Annotated in this window: 14 protein-coding genes, 14 tRNA genes and 2 rRNA genes; 29 read left to right on the top strand and 1 reads right to left on the bottom strand. The window is 47.2% G+C overall.

Translation table 11 applies throughout. The annotated features are described in order from the left end of the window. The 16 genes from M3661_RS02585 to M3661_RS02660 form a co-directional block, all read left to right on the top strand. Positions 1-127: ribosomal RNA gene (locus M3661_RS02585) — 23S ribosomal RNA — on the top strand; the annotation flags it as partial. 203 nt (positions 128-330) lie between these two features. After that, positions 331-447, top strand: a 5S ribosomal RNA gene (gene rrf, locus M3661_RS02590). A 9-nt stretch (positions 448-456) separates the two neighbouring features. After that, positions 457-532: transfer RNA gene (locus tag M3661_RS02595), tRNA-Asn, on the top strand. Position 533: 1 nt separating this feature from the next. Then, positions 534-626 (top strand) — tRNA-Ser (locus M3661_RS02600). 4 nt (positions 627-630) lie between these two features. Beyond that, positions 631-705, top strand: a tRNA-Glu gene (locus M3661_RS02605). A 107-nt stretch (positions 706-812) separates the two neighbouring features. Then, positions 813-888, top strand: a tRNA-Met gene (locus M3661_RS02610). A gap of 39 nt (positions 889-927) precedes the next feature. Then, positions 928-1003, top strand: a tRNA-Val gene (locus M3661_RS02615). Positions 1004-1066: 63 nt separating this feature from the next. Next, positions 1067-1142 (top strand) — tRNA-Val (locus M3661_RS02620). Positions 1143-1148: 6 nt separating this feature from the next. Beyond that, positions 1149-1224: transfer RNA gene (locus M3661_RS02625), tRNA-Met, on the top strand. 5 nt (positions 1225-1229) lie between these two features. Continuing rightward, positions 1230-1306: transfer RNA gene (locus M3661_RS02630), tRNA-Asp, on the top strand. A 33-nt stretch (positions 1307-1339) separates the two neighbouring features. Then, positions 1340-1414 (top strand) — tRNA-Glu (locus M3661_RS02635). Between the two features lie 14 nt (positions 1415-1428). Next, positions 1429-1504, top strand: a tRNA-Lys gene (locus tag M3661_RS02640). 248 nt (positions 1505-1752) lie between these two features. Further along, positions 1753-2874 (top strand): ROK family transcriptional regulator, encoded by a 1122-nt coding sequence (locus M3661_RS02645; protein WP_065294257.1) that lies wholly within the window; start codon positions 1753-1755, stop codon positions 2872-2874. 251 nt (positions 2875-3125) lie between these two features. Further along, positions 3126-4238 (top strand): MDR/zinc-dependent alcohol dehydrogenase-like family protein, encoded by a 1113-nt coding sequence (locus tag M3661_RS02650; RefSeq protein ID WP_065294256.1) that lies wholly within the window; start codon positions 3126-3128, stop codon positions 4236-4238. A 16-nt stretch (positions 4239-4254) separates the two neighbouring features. Further along, a complete protein-coding gene (locus tag M3661_RS02655) occupies positions 4255-5940 on the top strand; it encodes a ribulokinase (RefSeq protein ID WP_251482165.1) in 1686 nt (561 codons plus the stop codon). Positions 5941-6005: 65 nt separating this feature from the next. Next, the gene (locus tag M3661_RS02660; protein WP_251482167.1) at positions 6006-7286 is read left to right on the top strand and encodes an MFS transporter; all 1281 of its coding nucleotides are present in this window, start codon (positions 6006-6008) and stop codon (positions 7284-7286) included. Positions 7287-7346: 60 nt separating this feature from the next. Here M3661_RS02660 and M3661_RS02665 read toward each other — a convergent pair whose 3' ends face one another. Next, complete coding sequence (locus M3661_RS02665) at positions 7347-8213, bottom strand: AraC family transcriptional regulator (RefSeq protein ID WP_251482170.1); 867 nt, start codon at positions 8211-8213, stop codon at positions 7347-7349. A gap of 163 nt (positions 8214-8376) precedes the next feature. Here M3661_RS02665 and M3661_RS02670 point away from each other — a divergent pair, with 163 nt between their 5' ends. The 13 genes from M3661_RS02670 to ruvB all read left to right on the top strand — a co-directional run bounded on the left by M3661_RS02670 (position 8377) and on the right by ruvB (position 15828). Then, the gene (locus M3661_RS02670; protein ID WP_174810095.1) at positions 8377-9396 is read left to right on the top strand and encodes an asparaginase; all 1020 of its coding nucleotides are present in this window, start codon (positions 8377-8379) and stop codon (positions 9394-9396) included. Positions 9397-9611: 215 nt separating this feature from the next. Then, positions 9612-9686: transfer RNA gene (locus tag M3661_RS02675), tRNA-Gly, on the top strand. A 7-nt stretch (positions 9687-9693) separates the two neighbouring features. Further along, positions 9694-9770: transfer RNA gene (locus M3661_RS02680), tRNA-Arg, on the top strand. Between the two features lie 26 nt (positions 9771-9796). After that, positions 9797-9879: transfer RNA gene (locus tag M3661_RS02685), tRNA-Leu, on the top strand. A 6-nt stretch (positions 9880-9885) separates the two neighbouring features. Further along, positions 9886-9962, top strand: a tRNA-Pro gene (locus M3661_RS02690). Positions 9963-10154: 192 nt separating this feature from the next. Beyond that, positions 10155-10679: an RNA polymerase sigma factor SigY gene (gene sigY, locus M3661_RS02695; RefSeq protein WP_065292174.1), complete on the top strand. Its 525-nt coding sequence runs from the start codon at positions 10155-10157 to the stop codon at positions 10677-10679. Further along, positions 10672-11073 carry a YxlC family protein gene (locus M3661_RS02700; RefSeq protein ID WP_251482174.1) on the top strand — a complete coding sequence of 134 codons (402 nt, stop codon included), beginning with the start codon at positions 10672-10674 and terminating at the stop codon, positions 11071-11073. Before sigY ends, M3661_RS02700 begins: the two co-directional genes overlap by 8 nt. Further along, positions 11066-11272 carry a sigmaY antisigma factor component gene (locus M3661_RS02705; RefSeq protein ID WP_251482177.1) on the top strand — a complete coding sequence of 69 codons (207 nt, stop codon included), beginning with the start codon at positions 11066-11068 and terminating at the stop codon, positions 11270-11272. The genes M3661_RS02700 and M3661_RS02705 overlap by 8 nt, the downstream gene beginning before the upstream one ends. Before the next feature lie 181 nt (positions 11273-11453). Continuing rightward, complete coding sequence (locus M3661_RS02710; protein WP_251482180.1) at positions 11454-12194, top strand: BofC C-terminal domain-containing protein; 741 nt, start codon at positions 11454-11456, stop codon at positions 12192-12194. 171 nt (positions 12195-12365) lie between these two features. Beyond that, on the top strand, positions 12366-13541 hold the full coding sequence (locus M3661_RS02715; protein ID WP_251482183.1) for a cation:proton antiporter: 1176 nt from the start codon (positions 12366-12368) through the stop codon (positions 13539-13541). A gap of 135 nt (positions 13542-13676) precedes the next feature. Then, positions 13677-14180 (top strand): crossover junction endodeoxyribonuclease RuvC, encoded by a 504-nt coding sequence (ruvC, locus tag M3661_RS02720; protein WP_036592604.1) that lies wholly within the window; start codon positions 13677-13679, stop codon positions 14178-14180. Beyond that, positions 14177-14803, top strand: a complete 627-nt coding sequence (gene ruvA / locus M3661_RS02725; protein WP_021257038.1) for a Holliday junction branch migration protein RuvA — start codon at positions 14177-14179, stop codon at positions 14801-14803. The genes ruvC and ruvA overlap by 4 nt, the downstream gene beginning before the upstream one ends. 14 nt (positions 14804-14817) lie before the next feature. Beyond that, complete coding sequence (gene ruvB / locus M3661_RS02730; protein ID WP_021257037.1) at positions 14818-15828, top strand: Holliday junction branch migration DNA helicase RuvB; 1011 nt, start codon at positions 14818-14820, stop codon at positions 15826-15828. Positions 15829-15857 lie beyond the last annotated feature (29 nt).

A 15857-nucleotide genomic window follows, 5' to 3' on the forward strand; every position in this document is an offset into this window, starting at 1 on the left:
AGCCCCCCTCAAGATGAGATTTCCCAATTAGTAAGACCCCTTGAAGACGACGAGGTAGATAGGTTGGAGGTGGAAGCACAGCAATGTGTGGAGCTGACCAATACTAATCGGTCGAGGGCTTATCCTAAAAGATTAAACCCCAAAAAGTGACGTGAAGCTTTGCAGCAACACCGAAACCTTTTCGGGGGCCCCGGATGAACATCTAGCACTAACTTTCGCATTCAGTTTTCAGGGTGCAATGTTTTGGAGTCTGACTAGTGCAGACGAAGAAACGCACACAGCACTTGGTCGTGCTGAACCTGAATTTCATATTGGCTAATGCCGATGCTGTTTGGTGGCGATAGCGGAGGGGTTCCACGCGTACCCATCCCGAACACGACCGTTAAGCCCTCCAGCGCCGATGGTACTTGGATCGCAGGGTCCCGGGAGAGTAGGACGTCACCAAGCAGTTAATATTCCCTGATAGCTCAGTTGGTAGAGCACTCGACTGTTAATCGAGTTGTCACAGGTTCGAGTCCTGTTCGGGGAGCCATGGAGAGATGTCCGAGTTTGGTCGAAGGAGCACGATTGGAAATCGTGTAGGCGCCACAAGCGTCTCGAGGGTTCGAATCCCTCTCTCTCCGCCAGTTTGGCCCGTTGGTCAAGGGGTTAAGACACCTCCCTTTCACGGAGGTAACAGGGGTTCGAATCCCCTACGGGTCACCATTTTATGAATGAAATTACGTAGTACAGGGTACTAGTCAACTAGATAGAAACCATCTGAACAGGGTGGGATCATTACATTCAAATTTGTTAGTATCCAGCGTGAATATCGCGGGGTGGAGCAGTTGGTAGCTCGTCGGGCTCATAACCCGAAGGTCGCAGGTTCAAGTCCTGCCCCCGCAACCAAATATATAATCGCTATTTCATATAGGATTGCGTTGTTAAGGACACTTAGCTCAGCTGGGAGAGCACCATCTTGACAGGGTGGGGGTCAGCGGTTCGAACCCGTTAGTGTCCACCATAAAGAGCTATGAAATAATTATTGATAGATTGAGATACATAGCATTTATATGAAATATTATATGGACGCTTAGCTCAGCTGGGAGAGCATCTGCCTTACAAGCAGAGGGTCGGCGGTTCGATCCCGTCAGCGTCCACCATCATATCGCGGGGTGGAGCAGTTGGTAGCTCGTCGGGCTCATAACCCGAAGGTCGCAGGTTCAAGTCCTGCCCCCGCAACCAAATATGGAGCTGTGGTGTAGAGGCCTAACATGCCTGCCTGTCACGCAGGAGACCGCGGGTTCGAATCCCGTCAGCTCCGCCATTTTTCTTCTTGAGAAATGATCAAATTGAATAAGGCCCGTTGGTCAAGGGGTTAAGACACCTCCCTTTCACGGAGGTAACAGGGGTTCGAATCCCCTACGGGTCACCATTTCTCTCTTATGAGAGCCATTAGCTCAGTTGGTAGAGCACCTGACTTTTAATCAGGGTGTCGAAGGTTCGAGTCCTTCATGGCTCACCAGTTTGTGCAATATTCAGCCTGATGCGGAAGCGTCGGGCTTTTTTGTCGTTGTTTGGACAAGTAGAGCTGATTCGAGAGAGCGTAAGATGCTCTGAGTACGCAATCTTTGATTTAAGGGTGCTGATTTGTACTACCCCTAGAATTATGATAAGGGCATGCTCTATTGATGTTTTATTCGAAAGACATTATGATTAAAGGAATAGATAACTAACTCCTTTTATAAAAGGGTTTCAATAAGGTGGGACGTTATGGTGGTAGACAAAACCGTTAATATTAAGGAATTCAATCGAAATCGAATATATATGCTGCTGCGGCAAAAAAGAAACTTATCTAAGCAGGATATTGTGCAGCATTTGCAGATTAGCTTACCAACCATTACGCAGAATTTAAATTATTTGCTGCAGGAGAAGCTGATTGCGAATACGGGGACCATTGGTAATACCGGAGGACGAAATGCACAGGTCTATTCTTATATAAGCGATGCCAAAATCGCTATTGGCTTAGATATTACGCGGAACCATGTCACAACTGTGGTTGTTGATTTAAATGGGGATATTATCCACATAAACAGAAGAAGACAAAAGTTTGAAACCTCGGATCCTTATTTTCAGCTATTGGGAAATATCATTCAGGAGGACATAAAAGAACTGGATATTGACGATTCGAAAATATTAGGTGTCGGCATCGGGGTGCCGGGATTGATTACGGAAGACCACCAGACTGTCTTTTACGGGAAGATCCTGAATTTCACCGGAGAGACGCTGCAGCGCTTCACCAAGTACATACCGTATCCGGCCATTCTTGTGAATGATGCGAATGCGGCTGGGTTCTCGGAAATTTGGGCAACGCCGGACACGAAAAATGCATTTTATATTTCTCTTAGCAATAATATTGGCGGAGCCGTTTATATTGGAAATAAAGTGTTTGCCGGAGAGAATCAAAAGAGTGGGGAAATCGGGCATATTACGATCATTCCAGACGGTCTCCCTTGTTATTGCGGTCAAAAGGGCTGCCTTGAGGCATATTGCTCAGCTTCTTTATTAGCAGATACAGCTGATGGGAGTTTGGGGCGTTTTTTTGAGGAGGTACAGGGTGGCAATCGTGAAAAGCTGATCGTTTGGGACAACTATTTGCGCCATCTTTCGATCGCCATTAATAATATTCGCATGCTGTTCGACTGTGACATTATCCTTGGCGGTTACGTAGGGGCTTATATGGAGAATTATATCGATACGTTGAAGAAGCTGGTGGCTAGCCGCAATACGTTCGAAGATCATGCAGATTATGTGCGCATTTGCAGTTATAAAACGGAGGCTATTGCCGCTGGGGCTGCTCTGCCCTTCATCGATCAGTTCATTAATCAAATATAAGAAGATAGCAAGCTTACAGCAATCGCATGGAGTCGGTTTAAAGGAGTCAAGTTCCTTTACCTGCTTCATGCGTTTTTTTATCCTCCAATCGGCTGAACAAGCAGGAAATATTTCTTATCTTGTGCTGCAAAATGATACTTATTTTTTAATTGCATATTGACAAGAAGGACGAGAGGGAATATCCTTGCATTAAGTAGTTTTATAAAACACTTTAATAAAAGTAATTTACTTATTGGGGAGGCGGATGCATAATGAATCAACAACAATCTACCAGCTTAAAAGCCACGACAGGGAACGTACCAGCAACTATGAAAGCGCTTGTAGCGTATGGGAAGCATGATTACCGCTTTGAAGCCAACTATCCTACGCCTGAATGTGGGCCAGACGATATGATCATTAAAACGGAAGCATGCGGCATTTGCGCAGGAGACTTGAAGTGCATGCATGGCGCAGCAATGTTCTGGGGCGACGAGACACAGCCAGAATGGGTGAAGCCTCCGTTTATTCCGGGGCATGAATTTTTAGGAACAATCGTAGAAATTGGCGAAAATGTAACCGATTTCAAAATTGGGGATCGAGTAACTGCGGATCAGATCGTTCCTTGCCAAGAATGCAGATTTTGCAAAAGAGGGGAGTACTGGATGTGCCAGCCCCATAACATATTCGGTTTCCAAGGCTCAAACAACGGGGGAATGGCGGAATATGTTCGATACCCGAAAACGGCGGTTGTCCATAAGGTGCCAGGAGAGATGGAATTGGAGTCCGCGTTGCTGATTGAGCCCTACGCTTGCTCGAAGCATGCCGTGGATCGAGCGCAAATCGGATGCGAGGATGTCGTCGTTATCTCTGGGGCGGGGCCTCTTGGCTTAGGGATGATCACGTATGCGAGAATGAAAAATCCAAAAAAATTGATTGTGCTGGATTTGGTTGAGAACCGTTTGGAAAAGGCGAAGGAATTTGGCGCGGATATCGTCCTCAATCCGAAAGAGACGGATGTGGTTCAAACGATTTTGGATATGACGGAGGGTTACGGTTGCGACATCTACATCGAAGCGACAGGGCATCCTTCCAGCGTAACGCAAGGGTTGAGCATGATTCGCAAGCTTGGACGCTTCGTGGAATTCAGCGTGTTCGGGGAGCCGACTACCGTGGACTGGTCCATCATCGGCGACCGCAAGGAGCTGGATGTATTGGGATCACATTTGAGCCCCTATTGTTACCCATTCGTCATTGAAAATGTTGCAAACGGCAATCTGAAAACGAACGGCATTGTAACTCGCAAGTTCCCGATTGAGCAATGGGAAGAAGCCTTTGAATATGCATCTGGTAAGCATGGTGACTTCAAGGTAGCGATTACGTTCTAAAAAGGGTGAATGCTAAATGGAGAAATATGTAGTTGGAATTGATTATGGCACATTAAGTGCCCGTACGATACTTGTTAACGTATCCACCGGAGAGATATGTGCTTCTGCAGAGATGAACTATCCTCACAGCGTAATGGATCAGGTGCTGCCGGACGGCGTAACGAAGCTGGGGCCGGATTGGGCTTTGCAGCATCCGCAGGACTATTTACAATGCACCACTGCAACGCTGGCAAAGGTTCTGGAAACGAGTGGCATTGATACACGGCAGATTATTGGCGTCGGCACCGATTTTACGGAATGTACGATGCTTCCCGTAAAGGCGGATGGAACGCCCCTGTGCATGCTGGATGCATACAAGAACAATCCGCATGCGTATGTGAAGCTGTGGAAGCACCATGCGGCAGCAGAGGAAGCCAACCGACTGAATGATATAGCCCGTATGCGGGGCGAGGAATTTTTGGACTTCTACGGTGGGAAAATTTCTTCAGAATGGATGTTTCCGAAAATATGGCAAATTCTTAATGAAGCACCCGAAATATATGAAGCCGCTGATCGGTTCATGGAGCTTGCCGATTGGATTACACTACAGCTAACTGGCACAGAAACACGAAATAGCTGCACAGCTGGATATAAGGCCATATGGCACAAGCAAAATGGATTTCCATCAAATTCATTTTTGAAAGCGCTCGATCCAAAGCTGGAACACGTCGTTGACGAGAAAATGTCGAGAACCATTTATCCGGTAGGCACCAGAGCAGGATCAATTACAGAAGATAGTGCAAAATGGACGGGACTTGCTGCAGGGACAGCGGTATCCGTAGGAATAGGCGATGCCCATTGCGCCGTAATCGGCTGCGGGATTACGACTCCCGATATTTTATTGATGGTGATGGGGACATCCGGCTGCGACATGCTGGTCAGTGAAACGGCAGTGAAGGTGCCGGGCATTAGCGGCATTTGCGAGGACGGCATTTTGCCTGGGTTCTACGGCTATGAGGCAGGACAATCCTGCATGGGAGACCATTTCTCATGGTTCGCGAATCACTGTGTGCCAGAGCGCCTAGGGCAAGAGGCCAGAGCTGCGAACAAGCATGTGCTGCAGCTTCTCAATGAGAAGGCAGAGAAGATTAAGCCCGGTGCCAGCGGCTTGATTGCGCTGGATTGGTGGAATGGAAACCGTTCCGTTCTGGTGGATGCGGATCTGACAGGATCAATGTTCGGCATGACGACGGCTACGACAGCCGAAGAAATGTACAAAGCATTGGTTGAAGCAGTTGCATTCGGGAAGCGGATGATTATTGAGAACTTTGTACAGCACGGAGTTCCAATTTCCAAAATCATGGCTACAGGCGGGATTGCGGAAAAAAGCCCATTCATTATGCAGACCTTCGCGGACATCATCGGCATGCCTATTCACGTCGCGGCAACTCAGCAAGGAACAGCGATGGGGGCCGCCATGCTAGGAGCCGTAGCGGCAGGCAGTACTAATGGAGGATACGACTCCATTCAGCAGGCCGGGAAAGCAATGGGTGGAGGCATTAAGAAAACGTATGAGCCGCAAAGTAAGCACCGGGACATTTATAATCGACTTTATGCCGAGTATGTGCGGCTGCATGATTATTTTGGTCGCGATGAACAGAGTCCGATCAAACAATTGAAAGCGATTAAATTGGAAGTGATGGGTGGAGAGAGTTCAAATTAACATCTTTATAGAATAGCTGCATTACGAACAGTAGAAGAAGGAATAGATCATCCAGGAAAGAAGTGATGCATTTGAAAAGCAAAAATATTTTTGACAAAGTAGGTATTCCTGCATCTCTAGCTTGGGGCTATCTCGGCATTCTGATCTTTATGATGGGGGATGGTCTGGAGCAGGGATGGTTAAGCCCATATCTGGTTGAACAGGGACTCACCGTACAGCAATCCGGCATTTTATTTACGGTATACGGGGTTACGATTGCATTGTCTTCTTTCCTGTCCGGATTATTCGTTGACGCGATCGGCCCTAAAAAAGCAATGTTGACCGGGTTAATCCTATACATTCTCGGTTCCGTAGGCTTTATTGGTTTAGGAATTACCCAGCTTTCATTTGCAACGATGCTGCCGACGTATGCGTTTAAGGGTCTCGGCTATCCTTTGTTCGCATACTCGTTCCTCGTCTGGATCGCTTATCAGACACCTCAGAAGAAGCTGGGAACGGCTGTCGGCTGGTTCTGGTTCGTGTTCACTGGGGGCATGAACGTACTCGGCGCATACTATTCCACCTGGGCATTGAAGCACTTGGGGCATATCAATACACTATGGAGTGCAATCGTATGGGTACTGCTTGGGGCATTGTTCGCACTGGTCATCAATCCCGGCGGCAAGCTGGATAAGTCCAAGGCAGAACAGCATGACAACAAAGTAAAAGAGCTTGCCAAAGGATTGGCAATTGTCAAAAAGGAACCGAAAATCGTATTGGTCGGCTTAGTTCGCATCATCAATACGGCTGCACAATTCGGCTTCCCCATATATATGCCGCTATACATGGAGAGTCAAGGCATTAGCATTTCGTCCTGGCTGCATCTATGGGCTATGATTTTTATCGGAAACATCGCGTTCAACCTGCTGTTCGGCATTGTGGGCGATAAGCTTGGCTGGAGAAATACGGTAATGTGGTTTGGATGTGCAGGCTCGGCCTTCTTTACGATTTTACTCTTTTACGTTCCTCAACTTGCGGCAGGCAATGTATGGCTTGTGCAAATTGTCGGGATTTTGTGGGGCGGATGTCTGGCAGGCTTCGTGCCATTGTCTGCGATAGCCCCGTCTTTGGTAAAGGAAGAAAAGGGTGCAGCGATGTCAATCTTGAACCTGGGCGCGGGATTGAGCGCATTCGTTGGACCAGCTCTTGTTGCTTTATTTATTGGAAGCCTCGGTTACGCCGGCATTACGTGGCTTTTCGCTGGGCTATTTGCAGCAGCAGGCGTTATGATGATTTTTGTCACGATCCCCGCTGAGAAAAAAACAACGAAGGAAGCGAGTGCACATTCTGAAATTGTAAGCGCTTAATAATGTTATCTAAAAAAGCAGCTCTTCTCCACTTGGTAGAGGGCTGCTTTCATCATAATGCTAGCGATCAATTTTCTGGTAACTATTGTTTGTTCGATATAAGGTAGGACTGATTCCATACACGCAGGTAAACTGATTTGAGAAGTAATGGATTGAATCGTAGCCCAACATTAGCGCGATTTCCGTAATCGATTGGCGGCTTTCCATCAACAGAACGGCCGCCTTTTTCATGCGAGCCTGCAGCAAATACGCTTTAGGTGATACTCCTGTCTCTTGCTTGAAAAGCCGATAAAATTGGGACTTTTCCAGCCCACATTCGCTGCACCAGTAATCAACCGAATGCCGCTGCTCGGGATGTTCGTCCATTCGCTCCAAGATTCGAGCTATGCGATAATCCGTAGGATTGGGCAATCTGCTTGCATCGTACCATTGAATCAGCCAGGAGTAAAAACTAGCTGATGCAGCCTGCTTCGTATAGCAGCCGCGCCGATTATATGCGGTAAGCACATGCTTCATCAGCTCAATGAAGTAAGGATAAGGACGAAGCGAAGTGCAGGTCGGCAATGATTCCAGTTCTGTGCAAGACTTCTGTACGGTTAACCACTTCGGATCGAATTCATCCCATTCATAAGCAAAGGTAGGCTGGTTCGGCGGGGGAGCCTCCCAGAGATCGCAATAGATATTGCATGCATTCATCGTTTCATTTGGTGCATGCTCGAAGGAATGCCATTCGCCAGGACGTACAAAGATGAGCGTGCCGTTCGAGACCGCATATCGTTGGTCATCTATCGTCATATGACCATGGCCGTCCAAGAATAAGTGGAATGCATAGCTGTATCCTCTGCGCAGCTGTTCCTCTCGCGTTCCTCGGTAATTATACATATGCGCTGCACGGATGTATGGCCTTATATCCGCAATGGTCATCATGCCTATCCCTCCGGTTCGTTAGCGGAAATTTTTATAACTGACAGGAACTTGTTATAAATACGAGCAGCTAGGAACATGATACTATGTTTGCAGAGTTATGTCATGATAGGGGAAGTCTTGAAATGAGAATGATGACAGCATGTGTTGGCGAGGAGGAACAGTAATGGTTGATTTGGGCAAGGTGTTAGTAGAGGAATCACGAGGCGGTTGGTTGGAATGTGCATATACAGGACATATTGTAGGTGTTAACGAACAAGCTGAGACACTATTCCATGTTGGTGACCCTGACTATGTAAGCTTTATGCGCTCTTCTTCGAAGCCGGTGCAGGCGCTCCCTGCTTTGTTAGCAGGTGTTCCGGAGCATTACGGATTAAGTGAGGAAGAGATCGTCTTAATGACTGCATCTCATCGTGCACAGCAGTTCCATGTACAAGCACTGGAATCGTTCATGAAGAAAACGGGGATCACTGAGGATCAATTCGTATGCAAGCCTACCTATCCACTGAATGGCGCTGCGAGGGACGAGCGGATTGCCAACGGGCAGCCACCGCGCTCCTTATATCACAACTGCTCGGGCAAGCACTTAGGTGTTCTGGCATTATGCAAGATGATGGGGTGGCCAACCGATAATTATGCAGAACCGGAGCATCCCGTTCAGCAGAAGGTGCTGCGCTTGATGTCTCAGCTTGCTGATGTGCCTGCCCGGCAAATTAAATTAGGAACGGATGGCTGCGGGTTCCCGGTATATGCGATTCCAATTCGCAATATAGCCCTCTTGTATTTGAGATTGGCTTGTCCGGATTTAATTGCAGATGAGGAAGTGCGCAGAGCGATTACACGCTTGACGGGTCTAATGAACAAACATCCATTCTATGTATCCGGAACGGAACTTATTTGTCCAACACTGCTGCAGGATCCGAATATCGTAGCGAAAGGCGGGGCCAAAGGCATCTATTGCTTCGGCTTGCGCGAGCAGAGAATAGGGATAGCCTTTAAAGTGATGGACGGATCGGAAGATCAATGGCCGATCATTGCTGCTGACATTTTAGAGCAGATTCAATACCCGACGACTGCAACCATCGAACGATTGAAAAAGCTGAGCCCTGCGGAGACGAAAAACGACAATGCGAGGGTAGTAGGAATTCGCAAGCCTGCTTTTACACTTGAGTGGGTTAGATCATAAGAAACTAAGAACATACTATTAGAACCTGCTTGTATGAGCTGAGATATGGCTTGGCAAGCAGGTTTTTTAGCAAGAAAAAAATACCATCAAAAAATCTTTAAAAAAGATTTGCAATTCAATTATCAGTCTGATATATTATTACTTGTCCTTGTTGAACGGCAACGACGACAACGAAGTAAATGAAGTCGTACAAGTTGTATAAAATAAGGTAATATGCGGACATAGCTCAGTGGTAGAGTATCGCCTTGCCAAGGCGAGGGTCGCGAGTTCGAATCTCGTTGTCCGCTCCATATATATGCGCCCTTAGCTCAGCTGGATAGAGCGTTTGACTACGAATCAAAAGGCCGGGAGTTCGAATCTCTCAGGGCGCGCCACTTAATTTCATAATGGATACTACTAAGCCGGTGTGGCGGAATTGGCAGACGCGCGCGACTCAAAATCGTGAGGGAAACCGTGGAGGTTCGAGTCCTCTCACCGGCACCATCCATTCGGGACGTAGCTCAGCTTGGTAGAGCACCTGGTTTGGGACCAGGGGGTCGCATGTTCAAATCGTGTCGTCCCGACCATTATCATCAACCGTCGGTTATAACCGGCGGTTTTTGCTATTCTAATCCTTCTTTTTTTTCCATCCTTCCTTCCTAAATGATTATTTCAACTTTTTTAATAATTCTCTTGAACGATTCCTAACGATATTTCGTAATATAGTTGCTTTGCGCAAAGCTCGTTGCGTTATGATATTAAGGAAAGGAGGCGAATACATGTCTGAGCAGCATCGGATAGAGCGAGCAGTCAGAGGAGACATGGATGAACTTGCTGTGCTGCTGCATGATAATTACTCCTTTCTATATAAATATGCCTTGAAATTAACGATGAGCTCTTCGAATGCTGAAGATTTGGTTCAAGACACGATGGTGCGGTGTATGGAGAAGATTCATACGTACAATGGGAGTTCACGATTCTCGTCATGGCTAATTACGATTGCGACACGTCTGTTTTATGACAAGATGCGCCGCAAGAAAGTGGAGAGCAAATGGCGAGAGCAGGAACAAGCTGTGCGTCAGCTGCGTTATCAAATGGAATCAAGCAATATGGAGTGGACGGCAGCGCTGGAGCTCCTTGGTGAGCTTTCCTACGAACAGAGGACTCCAATTGTGTTGAAATATTATTATGGATATCAGGTTAATGAAATTGCAGAAATGTTGAACGTTCAGGCAGGTACGATAAAGTCACGCATGCACTATGGCTTGGAGAAACTGCGGAAGGAGTGGAAGCAAGATGAGTGAGAAGGAAGATAACAAGAAAGGACATGTAGATTCTCTACATCAAGTACCGATGTCCAATCATGCTACACATCCGGAACAGGACTCGGCGTGGGAGGAGAGACTGCATCCGCACTGGGAACACTTAGATGAATGGAGTGATCGCCATTCTCCGCATCCAAGTGCTGCCCATATCCAGCAGGTATTGCTTCAGGCGAAGAAGAGGAACCGTAGACGGCTGTGGAAAGAGCTGCTTGTCTTATGGAGTGCTGCATTGCTGCTAGTTGGCGGCGGGTGCAGTCTTGCCCAAGCGAATTGGTATATCTATGTCTGGATGCAGCTCATTTCCCTGTGTGGGGCGGTTCTTATCTGGGCAATTTGTATCCATCCGAGCAATGGGAGTGAGCAGAATGAATAACAGTCATGAGAATGTCCCTTGGTGGGTCTGGGTTCTGATTGGAATCATTCTGCTCATTCAAGGAACTTGGTTGTTTCTAGATGCGCGCAAGCGGAATAAGTACCCTTGGTTCTGGGGGATCTGGGGATTTACAGGCACCCCTCTCCCGGTTCTTGTCTATATATGCTTCGTCATTCGGCCATGGAGAAAATTGAAGTGAAGGAACAGACAGATAAATTGTATAACTTCCCCTTTATCTGGGCCACACTATAAGAAAAGCCTCCAAGTAATACAAGTGATGATTCTGGCGGCTTTTTCTTGTGAGCAGGAAGCAAGATGATTCAGGCATCGTGGAATCAATTGCTCTACTCAAATTAACAAGCAGTTAGAGGGGATTACTTATGGCTCGAGAACACCGTACCGTCTCTAGGTTCTATTTTCGAGTGAAGCAATGGAAGAAGCGTTTGCGGCGCTTCCGCAAGCCGATATGGTCTTTGGCTGCAATTGTGTTGTTCGTAGCGGTAGTTGCCATTGGGATACAGTTGTCTGATCGTGTGCGCGACATGCTGGCGGACTATGATAAGCCATCTTCGATTGAGACCTTCGCTTTATGGAAAGATAATGAGTCTAAGCTTAATGAATCAGCCCAGCTTGTGATCGCGCAGTTGGTTCAGCAGGATGAACAGCGTGAAGTCATTGCTCGCAAGCAATATATATGCGGAAAAAATGATGAAGTGTTGGGTGTAAAGCCAACACGTGACATTATTCAGCTCGTGCTCAACCATCCAGACTGGTCGGTATCCATGGATGCCAACGGACGGGTGATCTTGGAGGAACAGGTTGAAGAGTTGTCAGATACATGCAAGGATAAGGCGCATATTAGCCTCGACAAGGATGGTAATCTGACGTTGTATGACGGTCCGCCTGAAGGTGGAAAGGTGATACGTACATTTTTCCAATTGGATGTAGAGTCCATGGAGAGTTCGCTCCCTCCGAAGGTGATGAAGCAGTTATATCAAGGGATCCGCATTACAGATGTCGATGCTTATCATAGTGTGCTGTCTACGTTTAGCGATTATGCGATCGAAGAGACGAAGAAAGTCATGAAACCAACCCACCCGAATGAACGTATTACAAAATAGAGGCAGTAACAAGTAGGACGCCGTAACCGACGTCCTTCTTTTTTTGTAAATTCTCGGGTTTAGGTCATGAAATGTAACATAAAGAAAAATGGTATGGATTGCCCTTAGCCACCTACAAAAAAAATGTCGGTTTGCGGTCATAATAATTGTACAGCGGAAAGGGGAATGCCAATGGAACTTATTCTCATGTTGCTCATCATTTTGGCTTCGACAAAGATCGCAGGTGATCTCACTGTACGATTGGGTCAACCAGCCGTACTTGGTAAACTCATTGTGGGGATAATTATCGGACCAGCTGTGCTCGGATGGGTTTCAGATGGTGAACTAATTAAGGAAATGGCGGAAGTTGGCGTCATTTTGCTTATGTTCATTGCTGGTCTGGAGACAGATTTGGATGAATTGAAGAAGAATTGGAAGGCGGCGTTCGCTGTAGCAGTCGGCGGGGTCATTCTTCCGTTTATCGGTGGATATAGTGGTGGTCTGTTGTTCGGATTAGATTCGACCCAATCCATGTTTGTAGGCTTGCTGCTCTGCGCTACATCGGTAAGTATTTCGGTACAGACACTGAAGGATCTAGGACAGCTTAGCACTAGGGAAGGTACGACCATTCTTGGTGCAGCCGTCGTGGATGACATCCTTGTTGTCATACTTCTTGCCTTCATGCTCAGCTTGCTTGGTGCAGGCGGTGGCGCTTCAATCGGACTTATTATCGGGAAGAAAGTTATTTTCTTCGTCGTAGCTATACTTGCAGGGATTTATGTAGTGCCTCGAGTGATGAAGTGGCTTGCACCGCTTCGCGTTACCGAAGCCGTTATTAGTGCGGCGCTTATTATTTGTTTTGCCTTTTCTTACTTTGCAGACTATTTGGGCGTTGCAGGCATTATCGGTGCTTTCGCTGCCGGGATTGCCATCTCCCAGACGAAGTTCAAGCATGAGGTAGAACATCGCCTTGAGCCAATTGCTTACGGTATCTTCGTACCAATCTTCTTCGTAAGTGTTGGGATTAATGTCAACTTCGAAGGCCTCGGGGAGTATGTATGGTTTATTGTACTGTTTACCGTTATTGCAATTGTAACGAAGCTGTTCGGCTGTGGATTGGGAGCTCGACTGACTGGATTTGATCGCAAGAGTGCGATCGGGATCGGCTCGGGAATGGTATCCCGCGGTGAGGTTGCACTTATTATTGCAACGACGGGTCTTGAAGGCGCCTTGTTCGATAAAGTGTATTTCACACCATTCGTTATTGTCATCATTATGACGACATTGGTGACGCCTCCGATGTTGAAGATAGCATTCCGTCATTCTACAACTGAGGCAGCGGCAAATCAAGTATCAGCTGGGAAGTAATCGGCCGTAATTAGGCTGTTTTCCCTGCAAACATCATAGGAATGACTCATTCTCTTCTTCACGATCTATGTTATAATGGAGTGAACACATATGTTCGCTTACTGGTACATGGATGCGGTGAGGGAGAGATTTTTTTTGCGTATTTTGGGGATTGACCCAGGGATTGCGATTGCAGGATTTGGGTTTGTAGATAAACAAGGAAGTCGGATTGTACCTGTACAATATGGCTGTATTCAGACAGAACCTTCGACAGCGCCGGAGATGCGGCTGCTGCAGGTGTATGAAGCTACGGAGCAGCTGCTAGACAAGTATAAACCAGATTCTATGGGAATAGAGAAATTGTTCTTCAATCGAAATGTCACGAATGCGTTTGCTGTTGGACAAGCACGCGGTGTTATCATTCTAGCAGCTGCCAAGCGCGGCATACCGATTGCAGAATATACGCCCATGCAGGTGAAGCAGGCTGTTGTTGGTTATGGGAAGGCAGAGAAGAAGCAGGTTCAAGAGATGGTGAAGCTGTTCTTGAAGCTGAAGGAGATACCGAAGCCTGATGATGTTGCTGATGCTCTTGCGGTGGCGATATGTCATGCGCATTCGAGTGGGCTTAATGACAAATTGAATGGAGTATGGCGATCATGATCGATTTTTTGCGTGGACAGGTTGCTCATTTAGAAACCGAATATATCGTCTTGGATGTTCAAGGCGTTGGGTACCGTGTCTTTACCCCGAATCCCTATGCTTTTGCAAAGCAGGAAGGGGCAGTCACCGTATATATTCATTATCATGTGCGTGAGGATGCAACATTGCTCTTTGGATTCAGCTCGCGAGAGGAGCAGAAGCTATTCCGCAGGCTGATCGATGTGAACGGAGTAGGGCCGAAGGTAGCGCTTGGCATTCTAGCAGGCTGTGGCAAGCCGGAAGCAGTTGTAACTGCCATTCAGCAAGAGAATATTGTGTTCTTAACGAAGCTGCCGGGTATCGGCAAGAAGACGGCTCAGCGTATCATTCTGGACCTGAAGGATAAGCTGGACGGTATCGGACTGGATATCCATCCGGACGCCTTGTTCATGAATGTCACAGTAGCAGACGATGACAGTGTGGACGGCAATGTATGGTCAGAGGCTAGAGAAGCACTCAAAGCATTGGGATATACAGAGACAGAACTTGATCGTGTATGGAATGACTTGCAACATCGCATTCATGCGGATGAAAGTGTAGATTCTTTAATGAAGAAGGCGCTGCAGGCGTTGTTTAAAGGATAAGAAAGGCGGTTAAGATGGAAGAGCACGAACGCATCATATCAGCCAATTGCATGATGGAAGATCAGGCAGTCGAGTTAAGCCTAAGACCGCGTTATTTGTCCGAGTATATCGGTCAGTCGCAGGTGAAGGATAATTTGAAGGTTTTCATTGAAGCTGCTAAGCTCCGCAAGGAAGCGCTTGACCATGTCCTGCTGTATGGACCTCCTGGTCTTGGAAAGACGACCTTATCTAACATTATTGCCAATGAGCTTGGCGTAAATATTCGTACGACTTCGGGGCCGGCGATTGAGAGACCGGGCGATCTCGCGGCATTGCTAACGAACTTGCAGGAAGGGGATGTCCTCTTCATAGACGAGATTCATAGACTGCATCGGACTGTAGAAGAAGTATTATATCCGGCTATGGAGGACTTTGCACTCGATATTATTATCGGGAAGGGGCCGAGCGCCAGATCCGTTCGTCTGGATCTGCCGAAGTTCACCTTGATCGGTGCCACAACTAGAGCGGGATTACTCTCGGCTCCGCTTCGTGATCGCTTCGGTGTTGTGAGCCGCTTGGAGTTCTACAATAAGGATGAATTGAGCTATATCGTGTCGCGTGCCGCGGACATATTGGAAGTCCAAATTGTGGGGGAAGCAGCGGATGAGATTGCTGTTCGCTCAAGAGGGACGCCGCGGATTGCTAACCGATTATTAAAACGGGTGAGAGATTTTGCGCAAGTACGTGGTGATGGCATCATTACCGCAGCCATTGCGAAGGAATCGCTGCGCCTTATTCAGGTTGATCCACTTGGCCTTGATCAAATTGACCACAAAATGCTGCGCACGATGATTACGAATTTTCGTGGAGGCCCAGTAGGGCTGGATACGATTGCGGCAACGATTGGCGAAGAGAGCCAGACCATCGAGGATGTATACGAGCCGTATTTGCTGCAAATTGGTTTTCTTCAGCGGACACCTCGGGGTAGAATGGTTACCCCTCAAGCCTATACTCATTTAGGATTGCCTATACCGGAACAAAATTAAGTAAAACGCGTACAAATTGGCGTATGCAG

Origin of the sequence: Paenibacillus sp. MER 180 (genome assembly GCF_023713665.1) — a bacterium.
In the GTDB taxonomy this organism is placed as follows: domain Bacteria; phylum Bacillota; class Bacilli; order Paenibacillales; family Paenibacillaceae; genus Paenibacillus_B; species Paenibacillus_B suaedae.

Coding starts and splice junctions, on each gene's coding strand:
- M3661_RS02700 (WP_251482174.1), top strand. CDS start 10,672: ATGAGTGAGAAGGAAGATAACAAGAAAGGACATGTAGATTCTCTACAT.
- M3661_RS02710 (WP_251482180.1), top strand. CDS start 11,454: ATGGCTCGAGAACACCGTACCGTCTCTAGGTTCTATTTTCGAGTGAAG.
- M3661_RS02705 (WP_251482177.1), top strand. CDS start 11,066: ATGAATAACAGTCATGAGAATGTCCCTTGGTGGGTCTGGGTTCTGATT.
- M3661_RS02665 (WP_251482170.1), bottom strand. CDS start 8,213: ATGATGACCATTGCGGATATAAGGCCATACATCCGTGCAGCGCATATG.
- ruvB (WP_021257037.1), top strand. CDS start 14,818: ATGGAAGAGCACGAACGCATCATATCAGCCAATTGCATGATGGAAGAT.
- sigY (WP_065292174.1), top strand. CDS start 10,155: ATGTCTGAGCAGCATCGGATAGAGCGAGCAGTCAGAGGAGACATGGAT.
- M3661_RS02650 (WP_065294256.1), top strand. CDS start 3,126: ATGAATCAACAACAATCTACCAGCTTAAAAGCCACGACAGGGAACGTA.
- M3661_RS02715 (WP_251482183.1), top strand. CDS start 12,366: ATGGAACTTATTCTCATGTTGCTCATCATTTTGGCTTCGACAAAGATC.
- M3661_RS02670 (WP_174810095.1), top strand. CDS start 8,377: ATGGTTGATTTGGGCAAGGTGTTAGTAGAGGAATCACGAGGCGGTTGG.
- M3661_RS02660 (WP_251482167.1), top strand. CDS start 6,006: ATGCATTTGAAAAGCAAAAATATTTTTGACAAAGTAGGTATTCCTGCA.
- ruvA (WP_021257038.1), top strand. CDS start 14,177: ATGATCGATTTTTTGCGTGGACAGGTTGCTCATTTAGAAACCGAATAT.
- M3661_RS02655 (WP_251482165.1), top strand. CDS start 4,255: ATGGAGAAATATGTAGTTGGAATTGATTATGGCACATTAAGTGCCCGT.
- M3661_RS02645 (WP_065294257.1), top strand. CDS start 1,753: ATGGTGGTAGACAAAACCGTTAATATTAAGGAATTCAATCGAAATCGA.